Source organism: Paenibacillus sp. FSL R5-0914, assembly GCF_038004525.1.
In the GTDB taxonomy this organism is placed as follows: Bacteria; Bacillota; Bacilli; order Paenibacillales; family Paenibacillaceae; genus Paenibacillus_AQ.
Map to the genome: position 1 here is coordinate 956,855 of NZ_JBBORH010000001.1, position 15,698 is coordinate 972,552.

General features: G+C 45.3%; 14 protein-coding genes and 1 pseudogene. 12 read left to right on the forward strand and 3 right to left on the reverse strand.

Annotation, left to right across the window (positions count from 1 at the left end; translation table 11 throughout):
- Positions 1-13: 13 nt before the first annotated feature.
- Entirely contained in the window at positions 14-823 is an 810-nt protein-coding gene (locus MKX60_RS04135; RefSeq protein ID WP_042193028.1) for an MBL fold metallo-hydrolase, read from the forward strand.
- Here MKX60_RS04135 and MKX60_RS04140 read toward each other — a convergent pair.
- On the reverse strand, positions 789-998 hold the full coding sequence (locus MKX60_RS04140) for a hypothetical protein (protein ID WP_042193027.1): 210 nt from the start codon (positions 996-998) through the stop codon (positions 789-791). The genes MKX60_RS04135 and MKX60_RS04140 overlap by 35 nt on opposite strands.
- Positions 999-1,372: 374 nt before the next feature.
- Here MKX60_RS04140 and MKX60_RS04145 point away from each other — a divergent pair, with 374 nt between their 5' ends.
- From MKX60_RS04145 to MKX60_RS04180, 8 genes are all read left to right on the forward strand, one after another.
- The gene (locus MKX60_RS04145) at positions 1,373-2,617 is read left to right on the forward strand and encodes a S1C family serine protease (RefSeq protein ID WP_341059108.1); all 1,245 of its coding nucleotides are present in this window, start codon (positions 1,373-1,375) and stop codon (positions 2,615-2,617) included.
- A gap of 419 nt (positions 2,618-3,036) precedes the next feature.
- The gene (locus MKX60_RS04150) at positions 3,037-3,237 is read left to right on the forward strand and encodes a cold-shock protein (protein WP_019914582.1); all 201 of its coding nucleotides are present in this window, start codon (positions 3,037-3,039) and stop codon (positions 3,235-3,237) included.
- A 92-nt stretch (positions 3,238-3,329) separates the two neighbouring features.
- Positions 3,330-3,560, forward strand: a complete 231-nt coding sequence (locus MKX60_RS04155) for a cold-shock protein (protein WP_042131698.1) — start codon at positions 3,330-3,332, stop codon at positions 3,558-3,560.
- A 223-nt stretch (positions 3,561-3,783) separates the two neighbouring features.
- Entirely contained in the window at positions 3,784-5,178 is a 1,395-nt protein-coding gene (locus MKX60_RS04160; protein WP_341059109.1) for a cytochrome ubiquinol oxidase subunit I, read from the forward strand.
- Positions 5,175-6,191: a cytochrome d ubiquinol oxidase subunit II gene (gene cydB, locus MKX60_RS04165; RefSeq protein ID WP_042193024.1), complete on the forward strand. Its 1,017-nt coding sequence runs from the start codon at positions 5,175-5,177 to the stop codon at positions 6,189-6,191. Before MKX60_RS04160 ends, cydB begins: the two co-directional genes overlap by 4 nt.
- Entirely contained in the window at positions 6,191-7,957 is a 1,767-nt protein-coding gene (gene cydD / locus MKX60_RS04170; protein WP_042193023.1) for a thiol reductant ABC exporter subunit CydD, read from the forward strand. The genes cydB and cydD overlap by 1 nt, the downstream gene beginning before the upstream one ends.
- A complete protein-coding gene (gene cydC, locus MKX60_RS04175) occupies positions 7,954-9,705 on the forward strand; it encodes a thiol reductant ABC exporter subunit CydC (protein ID WP_042193022.1) in 1,752 nt (583 codons plus the stop codon). Before cydD ends, cydC begins: the two co-directional genes overlap by 4 nt.
- A gap of 229 nt (positions 9,706-9,934) precedes the next feature.
- The gene (locus MKX60_RS04180; RefSeq protein ID WP_076120603.1) at positions 9,935-10,102 is read left to right on the forward strand and encodes a CxxH/CxxC protein; all 168 of its coding nucleotides are present in this window, start codon (positions 9,935-9,937) and stop codon (positions 10,100-10,102) included.
- Positions 10,103-10,201: 99 nt separating this feature from the next.
- On the opposite strand, the gene MKX60_RS04185 is transcribed toward MKX60_RS04180, so the two are convergent.
- A complete protein-coding gene (locus tag MKX60_RS04185) occupies positions 10,202-11,614 on the reverse strand; it encodes an MFS transporter (protein ID WP_341059112.1) in 1,413 nt (470 codons plus the stop codon).
- A gap of 141 nt (positions 11,615-11,755) precedes the next feature.
- Here MKX60_RS04185 and MKX60_RS04190 point away from each other — a divergent pair, with 141 nt between their 5' ends.
- The 3 genes and pseudogenes from MKX60_RS04190 to MKX60_RS04200 form a co-directional block, all read left to right on the forward strand.
- Positions 11,756-12,106, forward strand: coding sequence for an ArsR/SmtB family transcription factor (locus MKX60_RS04190; RefSeq protein ID WP_060626266.1), 351 nt, complete (start codon positions 11,756-11,758; stop codon positions 12,104-12,106).
- A 131-nt stretch (positions 12,107-12,237) separates the two neighbouring features.
- Positions 12,238-12,717 (forward strand): 23S rRNA (pseudouridine(1915)-N(3))-methyltransferase RlmH, encoded by a 480-nt coding sequence (rlmH, locus tag MKX60_RS04195; RefSeq protein WP_042131690.1) that lies wholly within the window; start codon positions 12,238-12,240, stop codon positions 12,715-12,717.
- A gap of 79 nt (positions 12,718-12,796) precedes the next feature.
- Positions 12,797-13,351: pseudogene (locus tag MKX60_RS04200) on the forward strand (response regulator); the annotation flags it as partial.
- A 128-nt stretch (positions 13,352-13,479) separates the two neighbouring features.
- Here the strand turns inward: MKX60_RS04200 and MKX60_RS04205 are convergent.
- The gene (locus MKX60_RS04205) at positions 13,480-15,468 is read right to left on the reverse strand and encodes a serine hydrolase (protein WP_341059113.1); all 1,989 of its coding nucleotides are present in this window, start codon (positions 15,466-15,468) and stop codon (positions 13,480-13,482) included.
- Positions 15,469-15,698 lie beyond the last annotated feature (230 nt).

Sequence of the window (15,698 nt, forward strand, 5' to 3'; positions counted from 1 at the left end):
AGGAGTAAGGAAAATGGGGATTTCATTTACAGTACTGTCCAGTGGTTCTACCGGAAATGTAACGGTGGTTCGGAACGGGGAGACAACACTTATGATTGACGCGGGACTAAGTGCCAAGCGGATCGATGAGCTGTTGGCCATGCGCGAGCTAACGGGTAATGATATAGACGGGATTTTAGTCACACACGAGCATTCCGATCATATTAAAGGACTCGGGGCAATGGCCCGTAAATACGATCTTCCGATTTATGCGAACACCAATACCTGGGGAGCCATTGAAAAAGGCATTGGAAAAATACCCGACTATAACCGAATCATTATGGAGTCGGGACAGCATAGGGATTTTGGTAGTCTGCGTGTAGAATCGTTTGCAATTTCTCATGATGCGGCGGAGCCGGTGGGTTACAATTTTTATGATGGAAAAGAAAAACTGTGTGTAGCTACAGATCTGGGATATGTTAGCGACAAGGTAAGAGATGCGATTTCAGAGGCAGACGTATTGGTGCTGGAGGCGAATCATGATATTGAAATGCTGAGGATGGGACGTTATCCGTGGAATACGAAACGACGCATACTTGGCGACATGGGTCACCTTTCTAATGAAGCAGCGGGAGCAGCACTAAGTGAAATTCTCACAGGACGGACTAAACGTACCTATTTAGCGCATTTAAGCCGGGATCATAATATGATGGATTTGGCTAAAATGTCGGTACGTTGCGCAATGGAGGATCGGGGCTGTTTCTTTAAAGATAGTGAGTTTAAGCTTTGCGATACGTATTATGACCAACCTACGCCATGGGATAAGTTGAGCCAGTTGTCATAAGCTGATCAAGCTCAGCAGTCTTTCGTTCTAATTCTTGGCGGGAGATCAGGCCTTTATCGATCATCAATTCGATCATAGCACTGAAGGCAAGGGTCATATGGTAGTGTTCATCCTTCAAATCGCCAAGCTTACCGATAAACTCCACCAGATCCATACTTGTGGAAAAAGAATTCATAATTATACCTCCTTATGTAGTAAAAACAGAACTGGAGTTGTAAAAAATTCGCAGGCTTTTTACCTCAGGAAAATCACGAATTGAGGGTTGCCTGTGATACAATTATAGACGTGATAAGCAAACTCTAAATTTATGGAACCTTTCTATTAGTGTAGTCTTTTAAGTTGCAAAATATTCCTAGTAGAGAAGATATATTGAAAGATTCTAAAATTCTTTCGATTAACTGAAACTATTGTGTGGTTAATGGATAAAGTGAAACTTTTTAGTGATTGTTGGAGTCTAAAGGATGCAGAGGTATATGCTTGGAACGTGATTGCTAGAGGTTCAGGTTTTAGATACTGTGAACGGTTGGCAATAGAAGGGGGAGATTTTCGGTGGGATTGTTTGATGACGATTTCTATTCAACTAAAGTATCACGGTCCAGAGGGGATGAAGCATCAAAGGGATCATTTGCTAACCGCAAGCATTCTGTGCGAAGATCGCGCAAGGGCTTATCCACTTGGCAAATATCCGCCGTCTGCTCCTTAATCAGTGCTGTGGTGGCAGTCTTTTTATTCAGTATGCTTACTGGACAAATGAGTCACGAAACTGCCCCGAAGTCGGTAGTAACAACTGGGGAGGTTGCCCCAAGCAGAGATCCGTTTGACCGTATCATTCAAGCCGCTGCTACGGTTCGTCCTGCAGTAGTAAGCATTATCAACCATAAAGAAGATAATAAAGAATTGAACATTCTGGATGAGTCAGCATTAGGCTCTGGAGTGATTTATAAAAAGGTAGATAATAAAGCATTTATCATTACTAATAACCATGTCATCGAAGACTCTAGCAATCTTGAAGTCGTAACAGTAGATGGCGAGACACGTAAAGCTACACTCGTTGGAACGGATAAAGTGAGTGACATCGCGGTCCTTTCTATTGATGCCAAAGGGATCAATACAATCGCAGAGCTCGGGGATTCCTCGAAGCTTCGTCTAGGTGAAACGGTCATTGCCATCGGAAACCCGTTGGGACTTGGTGACACATTGACTTCAGGTATTGTCAGCTATACTGAACGGATGGTTCCCGTATCCTTGAATCAGGACGGCGTATATGATTGGGAGCAAGAGGTCATTCAGACCGATGCAGCAATTAATGAAGGCAATAGCGGCGGGGCGCTTGTGGATCTGGATGGTAAAGTCATCGGTATTAACACGATGAAAATCTCCGATGCAGGTGTAGAAGGGCTGGGTTTTGCTATTCCAGCTAACCATGTGATAGATACCGCTAATGAACTGGCTGAGAAAGGGCGGATTGCCCGTTCCTACTTAGGCGTATATTCGGTAGATTTAAACAATCCTTACATTCCTCTCGCAGAGGACCAACGCAAGGAACTGAACCTACCGAACAATGTTAAGGATGGGGTTGTCGTTCTGGATGCTGTTGGACCTGCACAAGAAGCGGGAATACAGTTCAATGATGTAATTACGAAATTTAATGATGAACCTATTACATCCACGCTTTCCCTTCGCAAGTATTTATATAATCAGACGAAGATTGGTGAGGATCTGAAGATTACCTATTATCGAAATGGGAAAGTTAATCAGACTACAGTAAAACTTCTTGAAAAACCAGAGGAATAATATGCTGGAAGTCGGCATATAATGATATAGCAGTAATGACAAGTAGAGCGAACTACCCCTTCGGTTGAGAAGGTAGAGCTTCCTGAAATAGCGATACTCTGTATCGCTATCGGGGATCTATTTCTTCTAAAGTTTTGATAAATATGGCAATTATAAGCTGATTTAATCAATTTTGGGCTGACTGGCAACCCTTACATTGGAAGGTAATACTTATTAGGGTAGAAACGGATATATACGGATGCCAGCTTGCCTTTGCTAATCAGGTGTGGTAATATGATATCAATCATACATTTAGTCCCTAATTTTCGCATTGAAAAGGGCTGTTATATTCGGTAATACAACCTTTTTCAATGTGTGAATTTTTTCTTTGTTTGAAGATAAAAAGAACATATTAATTTAAATTTGTGGAGGTAACACACATGCAAACAGGTACAGTTAAATGGTTCAACGCAGAAAAAGGATTCGGATTTATCGAAGTTGAAGGCGGAAGCGACGTATTCGTTCACTTCAGCGCAATCACTGGCGACGGCTTCAAAACTTTGGACGAAGGCCAACGCGTTGAATTCAACGTTGTTCAAGGCAACCGTGGACCACAAGCCGAAAACGTTGTAAAACTGTAATAATAGAAGAAACCGTCCCAGCTTGTGAAAGTTGGGACGGTCTTTTTATATCTAGTTAGTCACTATTGACTTACAGGATGGGAGGAACGGCAATGAACTACCGGAAGAAACCTTTGGAAGAAATACCGGAAGAAAATACCGCGATTTGGGCGTGTACCAATGATGGATGCAACGGATGGATGAGGGATAATTTCGCATTTGAACATGCGCCTTCTTGCCGTCTATGTGACTCTCCAATGGTTCGCAGCACGAAGATGCTACCACAATTGCTTAATTCGAATGGCGATCTCAAATCGCTGAAGAAGGGTATTTCCATTACCTAACCAATGCCTTTATGAGTCAAGCTTGTTATAGAGCAGTGAACAACTTCAAGACGGTCAAACCGTCTTATTTTTTTTGCTTTTTTTAAGGTAAATTGTGATTTTTGTCACAAATCATTTGAATTTCACCGTTAAAAGTACCCCTTTGTGTGACATTTATCACAAAATGACGTCTAAATTTTTGACACAATATAATTAACGAAAAGGGGAGAAGGAAGGGAAAAATATGGATACAGTAATGCTGTCGCGTATACAATTTGCGTCGACGACAATATTCCACTATTTCTTTGTACCGGTATCAATCGGACTAGCGCTCTTGATTGCGATCATGGAGACCATGTACGTTAGAAAAGGCAATGAAGAGTACAAAAGAATGGCACAGTTCTGGGGAAAGCTGTTTCTCATCAACTTTGCAGTAGGGGTAGTTACAGGTATTTTGCAGGAATTTCAGTTCGGGATGAACTGGTCTGATTATTCACGTTTTGTGGGTGATGTATTCGGGGCTCCACTTGCAGTCGAAGCATTGGCAGCTTTTTTTCTGGAGTCTACTTTTATTGGCATCTGGATATTCGGCTGGGACAAAGTGTCCAAAAGAGTGCACTTGTTATCCATCTGGCTAGTAGCTTTCGGTACGATGTTATCCGCTTTCTGGATTCTAGCAGCGAACTCCTTTATGCAGCATCCTGTGGGATTTGAGATAAATAATGGACGGGCAGAAATGAATGATTTCTTCGCGCTCATTACGAACGGACAATTGCTGGTTGAATTCCCGCACACGGTTCTTGCTGCGTATGCAACAGGCGCCTTCCTCGTAACGGGTATTAGTGCGTATAAAATATTGAAGAAACAAGATGTATCTTTCTTTAAGAAATCTTTTCAAATTGCAGCAATCGTAGGTATCATTTCTTCTATTGGTGTAGCCGTGGCAGGCCATGCGCAAGCACAGTATTTGGTTGAGACTCAACCTATGAAGATGGCGGCTTCCGAAGGACTGTGGGGTAAGAGTGGTGACCCGGCACCTTGGACCGTATGGGCAAATATTGATCCTGAGAAGCAAGAAAGTACTGGAGAATTTCAAATTCCGTATATGCTAAGCTTCCTTTCATACAGTAAATTTTCCGGTGAAGTTAAAGGTATGCTTGAGCTGCAAGCTGAGTATGAGCAAACCTATGGCCCCGGTGACTATATCCCGCCAGTACGTACGACATTCTGGAGTTTCCGGATCATGGTTCTAGCAGGAACGTTAATGATCGTAATGGGTATGTACGCAATGTATTTAATGTGGCGCAAAAAGATGGACCGTCCAAACACTTGGTTTATGCGGTTTATGTTATGGGGAATACTGCTTCCTCCAATTGCGAATACAGCAGGTTGGGTCATGACCGAATTCGGGCGTCAGCCATGGACGGTATTCGGATTGATGACAACGGAAGACAGTGTGTCGCCTAACATTACAAGTGGTCAGGTTCTATTCTCTGTTATTTCTTTTACAGCGATTTACGCCATTCTCGGATTAGTTCTAATTGGTTTGTTTATGAAAGTGATTAAAAAAGGTCCTTATGCGATGGATAACGATCACGGGGATTCGCATGATCCATATAACGAGGAGGGCGCCCAATGATGTCTCTTAATGAATTGTGGTTTGTGCTCATTGCAGTTCTGTTTATAGGGTTCTTCTTCCTGGAGGGTTTCGATTTCGGCGTAGGGATGGAAACACAAATTCTCGCTAAGAATGACACTGAGCGCCGGATTCTGATTAACTCGATCGGACCCTTCTGGGATGGAAACGAGGTATGGTTAATTACTGCTGCGGGTGCAATGTTTGCGGCTTTCCCTGAGTGGTATGCAACGTTGTTTAGCGGATTTTACATTCCCTTTGTCTTTGCTTTATTAGCTTTGATTGCACGTGGTGTTGCTTTTGAATTTAGAGGTAAACGGGATTCAGTAGCTTGGAAAAAAACTTGGGATGTTTGTATCTTTTTCGGCAGCTTCCTCCCACCTTTCCTCCTTGCTGTGGTGTTCGCCAGCTTCATCAAAGGTTTGCCGATTGATGGCGATATGCAAATGTACGCAGGTTTTACAGATATCGTAAATGTGTATACCGTAGTAGCTGGTGTGACTGTTGTCCTTCTTTGTTTGGTACATGGTCTCATGTTCACAACGTTGCGTACAGTGGGAGATCTACAGGCTCGCGCTCGAAAAATGGCGCAAAGATTGCTTTTGCCACTTGGGGCTTTATTGCTTGCTTTCGTGGTAATGACTTATTATATGACTGATATTTTCGAACAACGTGGTTTAGTTCTTATGATTATAGTAGCGCTGGGAATTATCGCGTTTATATTATCGGGTTATTTCATGACGAAGAAGAAGGATGGCTATGCTTTTGGTATGACAGGAGCGGTAATAGCATTGTCCGTAACTTCTATCTTTGTAGGATTGTTCCCACGTGTTATGATTAGTTCAATCGATCAAGCCTTTAATTTGACAATCACCAATGCGGCTTCGGGACATTACTCTTTAAAGGTAATGACGATTGTGGCACTGACCATCCTTCCATTCGTATTGGGATATCAAATTTGGAGTTACTTTGTCTTTCATAAACGCGTTCACGAGAAGGAGCATCTTGAATACTAATGGATAAAAATTTGCTTGGGTATAAAGGAGTTAAGCCGGTATTTCTGATCGTTGGCCTCCTTACCCTGGTGCAAAGCATGTCCATACTTCTGCTGGCCAAATGGCTGGCAGAAGTCATCTCTGCGCTATTTGCAGGAGAACCTCTGAAGGAACAATGGGCTACTTCGCTATTGTTCCTTCTTGCATTTCTAGTGCGCCATGCTTGCGCCATGCTGATGAGCCGTATCTCTTACCGCTTTGCGGAAGCAACAGGCAGCAACATGCGGAGGGAAATGATGGATAAGCTCTTCCAGCTTGGACCCAGAATGGTGGGCGGGCGTGGAACCGGGGATCTTGTCACACTTGTGCTGGAAGGCGTAACAAAGTTCCGCACATATTTAGAAGCGATTATCCCTAGAATGGTAGGGATGTCAATTACACCGATTTTGGTGCTTATTTATATCTACAAGATGGATACCGCGAGTGGGATAATTCTAACGATCACCATGCCGATTATTATTGTTTTTATGATCTTGATCGGGATGACGGCTCGCAAGCAGATGGACCGTCAGCTAAAATCTTATCGCACCTTATCTAATCATTTCGTAGACTCTCTCCGTGGGCTAGAAACGCTGAAATTTCTGGGCCGCAGTCGTAGTCATAGCACGAGTATTGCCACCGTCAGCGATCGATATCGCTCGGCGACGATGCGTACACTGCGAGTAGCCTTTTTATCTTCGTTCGCGCTGGACTTCTTTACGATGTTATCCGTTGCTTCCGTCGCGGTAAGTCTCGGCCTGCGTCTGGTCAACGATCAGATGACACTGGTTACGGGCTTAACCATTCTGATCTTGGCACCGGAATATTTTTTGCCTGTACGATTGGTAGGTTCGGATTTCCATGCTACTCTCGATGGTAAGGAAGCCGCTGAGGCAATGAAGAGCATTATAGATCAGGATGAAGTGAAAGCTGAAGTAGTAGGTTCTAATGGTGACCAAGCATTGAAATCAGCATCGAAAACACCAGAAGAGATATTCACTTGGCATAAAAATAGCACACTTACATTAAATGATGTCAGTGTGAAATACGAGGAAGCTGGTCTTTCTTCGCTGGAAGCGGTGAACCTGCAATTTAAAGGAGCAAGCAAAATTGGGATTATCGGAGAGAGTGGGGCCGGTAAATCTACGTTAGTGGATATACTAGGGGGCTTTTTGCACCCTACTTCAGGAAGTATCACGGTTAACGGTACAACGGTTAGCGCATTAACGGATGAGGCTTGGCGAAAGCAGACCTCGTATATCCCGCAGCGCCCTTATATTTTTAGTGGTACATTGGCTGATAATATTCGCTTCTATTACCCTGAGGCTTCTATGGAAGCTGTGGCTGCAGCTGTGAAAGCTACCGGATTATCAGAGCTGGTGGCAACCCTTCCAAATGGCTTGGATGAGATGATCGGCGGCGGCGGTCGTTCGTTCAGTGGCGGGCAGGAGCAGCGGGTTGCGCTGGCTCGAGCTTTACTCAGCAGTCGTCCAATTATGTTATTAGATGAGCCAACGGCGCATCTGGATATTGAGACGGAATATGAGCTGAAGGAGACGATGGTGCCTCTTTTTGAAGGAAAGCTGGTCTTTCTGGCTACACATCGCCTGCACTGGATGCTTGATATGGACATTATTGTAGTAATGAAACAAGGAAAAGTGGCAGAAATCGGTACCCATCAGGAGTTGCTTGCCCGCAAGGGTGCGTATTATGAGTTGATTGGGTCGCAATTGGAGGGAATCCATTGAAACGTGAAGGATGGTTTGCTCCGTATGTATCGTCGTATTTTTGGCGTTTTGTGCTTATTATCGTGCTTGGAGCGTTGACGATTTTTACAGCCTCATCATTAATGTATACTTCAGGATTTCTGATCTCAAAAGCGTCTACACCCGTCGAAAATATTCTAATGATTTATGTACCGATTGTAGGTGTGCGTACGTTCGGAACGAGTCGGGCTGTCATTCATTATGTAGAACGTTTAGTTGGGCATGACACGATTTTGCGAATTCTATCTAAGATGCGTGTGCGTCTGTACAATATTTTGGAGCCACAGGCTTTGTTCCTGTCGTCACGCTTCCGCACTGGGGATATTCTCGGGATGCTTGCGGATGACATTGAATATTTGCAAAATGTATATCTGCGCACCGTGTTTCCAAGCATTATTGCTTTGCTGATTTATGGAGCAGCTGTGATTGCACTGGGTACTTTTGATATCGCCTTTGCGCTTTTGATGGCTCTGTATATATTGGTGTTAGTAGTGGTGTTGCCGTTCTTATCTCTATTGTTCACACAGAAGCGCCAACGTGAAGTGAAAGTAGAGCGTAATCGTCTCTATCAAAAGCTGACTGACGCCGTACTTGGTATGGGTGACTGGGTCATTAGTGGACGACAAAGCCAGTTCGTAGACACTTATGAAGCAGATGAGAGAAAAGTAGCCAAAACCGATGCAGCGCTGCGCAGCTGGGCACGTATTCGTACGTTCATTGGGCAAGCGGTAATTGGGATTGGCGTGCTTTCTATGCTGTATTGGGCCGCTGGAGAGTTTGCAGATGGTGCTATTGCGGGTACATTGATTGCGGCGTTCGTACTGGTTGTTTTTCCTGTAGCAGATGCCTTTCTTCCAGTGTCTGAAGCGGTGGAGAAAATCCCGCAGTACCGTAACTCCTTAGAGCGATTGTCTGGTGTAAATGGAACTGAGCAGAACATCGTCTCTGAAAAAGCAACTGTAGTCGATGCTCTGCCTCAGGCCATGAAGAGTGCTCACATCAAGCTCGAAAATGTAGGTTACCACTATGGTTCAGAGGCTAACTGGTCGGTTCGCGATCTCAGCCTCGATATTCCACAAGGTAAAAAGATTGCGATTATCGGCCGAAGTGGTGCGGGTAAATCGACGTTATTAAAGGCTATTCAAGGTGTTATTGAACCTTCTGACGGCTCGGTTACGATTAATGGAATCGCTGCAGATGCCTATGGCGAGCATATTCCTTCTATTATAGCGGTGCTTAATCAGAGTCCACATTTGTTCGATACTACAGTAGCTAACAATATTCGTATGGGTGATCCGAAGGCTTCCGAACAAGCCATTAAAGAAGCTGGCGCCTTAGCCAAAATGGATACGTTGATCTCCTCGTTGCCAGATGGATATGATACCTTTGTCCGTGAAGCAGGGCAACGATTCTCTGGTGGAGAGCGTCAGCGGATAGCGTTAGCTCGTATTTTGCTGCAAAATACACCTGTTGTCATACTCGACGAACCGACTGTAGGGTTGGACCCGCGGACGGAACGTGATCTTTTGAAGACAATGTTCGAAGCCATGAAGGGTAAGTCACTAATTTGGGTAACGCATCATTTGGTCGGTGCGGAGCAGATGGATGAAGTGATTTTTATGGAAAATGGCTCAGTAGAAATGCGTGGAACCCATGCGGAGCTGATGAAAAAAGAACCACGTTACCGCAGATTGTATGAGCTGGATCGTCCGGTGGAGTTTCTAGGGTAGGATGGAGAGTTTAAAATAATATTTATAGAAAATAGAGAGAGAGAAGTGATGAGATTCCTTTTGCCCTTCGGGGTGAGAGGAATCTTTTTTTGGTGAAGGGCAAGAATATAGACAATGGATGAACAGATCGCTGGAATGGATAGATAGGAGTTCCATTTTCGTGGGAAGTATGGTAGAACAATAGAAGGAGTATTAGGCCGTAGCGGCACAGAAAGGGATGCTTGGTTGAATGTATGTAGTATGTAAAGAACATGTAGAATTAGCTATTGATTTGTTTGTGGACGAATATGAAGATGCACCAGATGTAGTGGATTTGAAGGAAACGGAATTCTCTGACTGGGACCCGCCGGCAAAGTGCACCCAATGTGAGAAGAACGCTGAATATTTGGTGGTCTAAAGGACCTTTAAGACTTATAAAAAAACACCTTGCAGTCCCGGAAATGGGCCGCAAGGTGTTTTTGCGTGGAATAATTATAGGTGCATTGGAGGATTAATCTTATGCATCAGCTGCATCTGCCATATTGGTCAGGGAGCTACCTCGGTTATTCTTGCGGTAGACAATGGCTGAGATGATGGCAAGCATTGCTGCAATAGAGAGTCCCCAGTAGATGTTCGAGTAAGCGGCCCGGAGCGGCAGCCCACGCTGCCATTCCAATGCACTTGCGGCCATAGCTACGCTGAAGGCGCCGCTAAAGAATTGCAGTAGCTGGAACAGTCCCATCCCGGAGCCTATTTGTGAGGAAGGCAGAATCCGTGAGATTTCATTGGATACACTACTGGACAATGTCGTGAAGGCAAGACTCATAATCATATAGATAAGCATAACGGCAATCCAGGACCGCCCAGCGAAGAATGCGAACAGGACAGTAGCAGTCAACACAAGCAGTGGAGCGAAACGCAATATCCCCGCATTGCCATAACGGTCGATGATTCGTCCGACGGAGCGGGAAACGAAAATGGCGAGCAGCGAACCCGGAAAGATCACAAGCCCGGCATGACTTGCACTGAAGCCAAAGCGATGAGTCAAAATCTGTGGCAGCAGGAACAAGGTGGCGAAGCTGCACAGATAGGAGGCGATACCGACCACCGTCAGTACGAGATATGAGCGGTTACGGAAAAGCGCGGGCATTACAAATGGGTCGGGCGTGCTGCGGATGCGGCCAACAAATAAAGCGATGGCGACAAGTCCGGCGACCAAGGCCACCCACAGCCCACTAGTCAGGAACAGCAGCAGACCGGTGGTGCCGACGCCCAAGAGCAGCCCACCAAGCACATCAAAGGAGCCTCGGGTGGGCACCTCTTTAGGCAACAGGATAAGGAACAACGGCACGAGAAGCAAAATAGCTGCCGTTACAGCGAACAACCAGATCCAGCCGAGATATTCGACGATGGCTCCGCCCGCGACCGGACCAAGGCCTAGGCCGAGTGAAACGGCTGACATTATCGTCGCCATCGCTTTACCGCGACGGGCTTGCGGGACATAGCGGGTAAACAGAACAAGAGATAAGGACATTACTGCGCCCGCGCCCGACGCCTGTAGAATGCGCACGATAAGCAGAAAGATAAAGTTGGTGCTGAAGAAGCCGGCCACAGCCGCAAAGCCTAGCGTCAACAAGCCTATCACCAGCAGGCGGCGGATCGGCAGAAAATCAGAGAGCCGGCTGTACGTGATTGAGGCAATCGAAAACATAATGGAATACCCGGTAACAATCCAAGAAGCGGATGCAGCTGTAATGCCGAAGGCTTCGGTTACATCAGGCAGTGCCAGATTGAACATGGCTGTATTCATGATGACGAGAACCACAGCGATGCTGAACAGCAGAGTCAGCAGGCCTTCCCGTGGAAGAGTCGCTTCCGGAACGGAGGCTTCATGATCCGCATTCGCGGAAAGATTATTTACAGAAGTCATGTGCGAAGCACTCCTTTTATTATTGTTTAATAGTTCGATTACTTACGAACAATTGAAATATAGCATGCGTTGATATAAAATGCAATTAGGATCACCAATATTTTTTTCGCATTAAAAGTAGGACAAAGGGGATAATCATCCATGAAAATACTATTTCATCCGGACCGCAAGGACATTCAGCTTGCTTCCGTATTGTATGCGCTCAGCGATCCGATTCGCCTCCATATCGTATCGGATATTCATAGAAATGGAGAACAGGCTTGCAACGGCTTCAACGTTCCGATCGCCAAATCCACCATGTCTCACCATGCCCGTACGCTGCGCGAGTCAGGGGTTGTGTTTACGCGGGTGCAAGGAACCCAGCGCATACTGTCGTTGCGGACGGAGGATCTTAACGCAAGGTTCCCAGGTTTGCTGGATTCTATATTGAGTGCTTACGAAGCTGGGGAAAAGCCGGATTTTGCGATGGAGGAGCGGGAGGAGAGTAAGTAGGGGATGGATTGTCTGAAGAATAGGCCATTTAAGGAATGCGAAAGATTAGGAAGCTACTTACTAAAACTACAAGGGACGCCCAGTGCGCGTCCTTTTGCTATTTCAATAGAGGACTATAACAGGAGGCACTTATGCTTATTCAAATTATTGGCGTAGGAAAATTGAAGGAAAAGTACTTGATCAATGGCATCGCGGAGTATGCTAAACGGCTGACACCGTACCTGAAATTTCAGGTGATTGAGGTGGCAGATGAAAAAGCACCCGACTCTCTAAGCGAAGCAGAGGTCGGTATTGTTAAGGCACGCGAGGGGGAACGCATCCTCGCGCACATAAAGAGCGAGGCGCATGTCATTGCGCTCGCGATTGACGGCAAGCTGTGGAGCTCGGAAGAGCTTGCCGCAGAAATTGACCGGCTCGGCACCTACGGGACGAGCCATGTCGTGTTCGTCATCGGAGGGAGCCATGGGCTCTCCGATGAGGTCATGCGCCGCGCGCAGCAGCGCATGAGCTTCGGGCGCATGACGCTGCCCCATCAGCTCATGCGCCTGGTGCTGGTGGAGCAGATTTATCGCGCGGTGAAGATAAATCGGGGGGAACCGTATCATAAGTAACGGCGAAAAGCTTTGGACTTGACCGCTCACGGGGCGCAGAAAGTTGGGTTACTTGTGCGAGAAGCTTAAAGTCAAATAGGATGGTGAACAAGCCATTGCGCTCTGCAAGCAGGTTCAACCTCAACTGGTCCTTATGGATTTGGACATGCCGAACATGGATGGGATCACCGCATCTCGTACCATGAAGGAAATGTGGCCCCAGATACGCATTCTGATTCTTACCACGTTCGAAGATACTAGGCAGGCTCTGGAAGTGTTGCGAAGCGGAGCTGACGGATATTTATTAAAATCCATCAAGCCGGCAGAACTTGCTGAGACGATACGCACGGTTTATCGTGGAGGCACCTTGATCGATCAAGAAATGTCACACAAATTGTTCACACAGCTGGAGGCGGATAAGACCGGGGACGATACGTCACCAACCCAAATGAGAGCCGCCTATGATTTAACGCTACGGGAGATTGAGGTACTGAAGTTCGTGTCGAAAGGTCTACGATATAAAACGATTGCCTCCAAATTGTATTTATCCGATGGTACGGTTAGAAACTATGCATCATCGGCCTACATGAAGTTGGGGGTTCGCAACCGGGAAGATGCGGTGCAAAAAGCACTAGAGGCCGGGCTGCTGGAATAAACCTTATCGCTAGGAATAGAATGCCGTTGGACACGGCAATAACTAAAAACAAGCGGCAGCCATAGGCAGCCGCTTGTTTCTTACTATACAAGCCCTTCAACTTGGCTAGAGTTCATGAATCGAATTAATTAGTGACGGATTGGTAAAATATAATTAAATGCTTGATCCAATAAGGCACTAGCTTCTTGACGTAACAAAAGTTCTTTTGAACGGAAGTTTACGGAGCCATCAGATTTAACCTTCGTATCCGGGTCCATGATCCCTTGGGATACAAGCGCTTTGATGGCTTCAACTGCCCAAGCATCCGTTGTGCCACTCAGTTTAACCTTCGTGCTAGGCTCTACCTGTCTCAGGTTTTGGATCATTACCGCCGCCATTTGTCTAGTGATCGGAGAATTAGGATAAAAATTAGGCAGTCCGGCTTTCATCTGCTTCTTATTGGCTGCAAGCAAGAAAGGCATTTTATGCCACCCCTGGGCACGAAGTAGCACTTCTGAGAATTCAGCTTGAGTCATCGTTCCTTTTGGATCAAAGATATGGGAAGACTTCCCGCTCATGACTTTCAAAGCGTTGAGATTGTTAATATATGATTTATACTTACTATTCGCAGGTACATCAGAGAATGGTGAATCAAGGTTAACTTTTTCTGAAAATGAAGCTAAGTCTGGTAGAGTCGTAGAATACATATATGCAATCTGGCCAGCTGCGTTTTTCTTAAACGTCACTTTATTACCTGATTCATCTTCGAACAATAAAGGGTGGATCATTTTCAGCGTATGCTTGCCCGAAGGTGTTTCCGAAACTAACTTCCCGTTCGAATAAGAAACCTTATTCCTCAAAGCATCCATACGAATGTTTTTATATAATCCGACATACGCTTTGGCTTGCTGCTCACTGATTGCCGAATAGGTTGGCTTTGAAACTTCTGTCTTTCTCGGATAATAGTGATTCATAAACGCTTCATACACGTCAATGCTAAACTGGGCGTTGTCGTCATTGTTGGACAGATAAAAGGCTGCATTTTTCTCAGGCAGAATAACAATCAGGGATGAATGCCCTGTAACATTCCCTCCTTTTAGAATCACATGTTGACCATTCATCTTCTCAGGGAAGTAGGCTTCGAACCCGATTGTTGTAATAGGAATCGTTTTATCAGCAAAAAACTGGTATGTGTGCATTTGCTCTATGCTTTTTTGGCTCACAATTTCGTTGCCATCATAATTTCCTTTGTTCAGATGCATTAAGAGATACTTCGCCATGTCATCTGCAGTTGAGATGATACCACCTTCAGGTTTTTCTGTAGGCATAGTTCCATCCATGGGGATCTTTTCACCGTTCGGTCCATAGTGAGCAGCCATTCTGCCTAATAGTTCAGGCGTAATCCGCACATTCGTTGAGGTCATGCCTAACGGGTTGAAAATGTTTTTCTCCATATACTTCGAATAGGGCATTCCCGAGGCGTTCTCTACCGCATACCCCGCTAGCAAAAACCCAAGATTGTCATAAACGTATGCTTCTCCCGGAGGCCTCACAACCTCTGACATATGTGATTTGAGAAAATCCTTTATTGGATAGTCTTTATTAACGTATTCCGTTGAATAATACGAAGCGATATCGGGAAATTCAAATCCGGTTGAATAGGTAAGCAGATCATACATGGTCAGTTTTTTTCCCGTTTTATTCGGAATCTTCAATCCTCCTAAGTACTTTTGAATGTCGCCTCGCAAATCGATTTTCCCCTTATCGACCATCTGCATAGCAGCCAAGGCCGTGAATTGCTTGGTAACAGAGCCGATCTGGAAAACGGTGTCTTTATCAACGGGAATTTTCTTTTCTTTGTCGGCATAACCGTAACCTTTGCTTAGTAACACTTTCCCATCGCCCACGACCGCAAAATTAGAACCGACGGTGTTATACTTCTTCATCACGTCTGAAAAAACGCTATCTGCAAATGCTTCAAGCTCCTTGGTATCGCGGGGCCCCTCCAAGCTAGGCTGTATAGATGCAATGGGTGTGGCAACTGCTGTGGCAGCTGGCATACCACTAGCTGGTATACACGCGGTCGTTGCGGTAGCGGATAATAGTAGAAATGCGAGGGTACGAATCTTTTTTTTCATGAATGGTGTCTCCTCAAAATGTATTTGCCCTCATAACAACTGGCTAAACCGAGTATGGCAAAAGACTTGTCATATCAACAAGTTTCATTTCGTCACCAATCAACAAGTTTCATTTTGTCGCCCACATGTCAAGACACTTCAAAATGTCATATGACAACTAGGCACTAGGATTTATGACCATAAAAGAATTAAGATTCCCTAAAACGGCCGAATAACCATTTCTTTGCCTA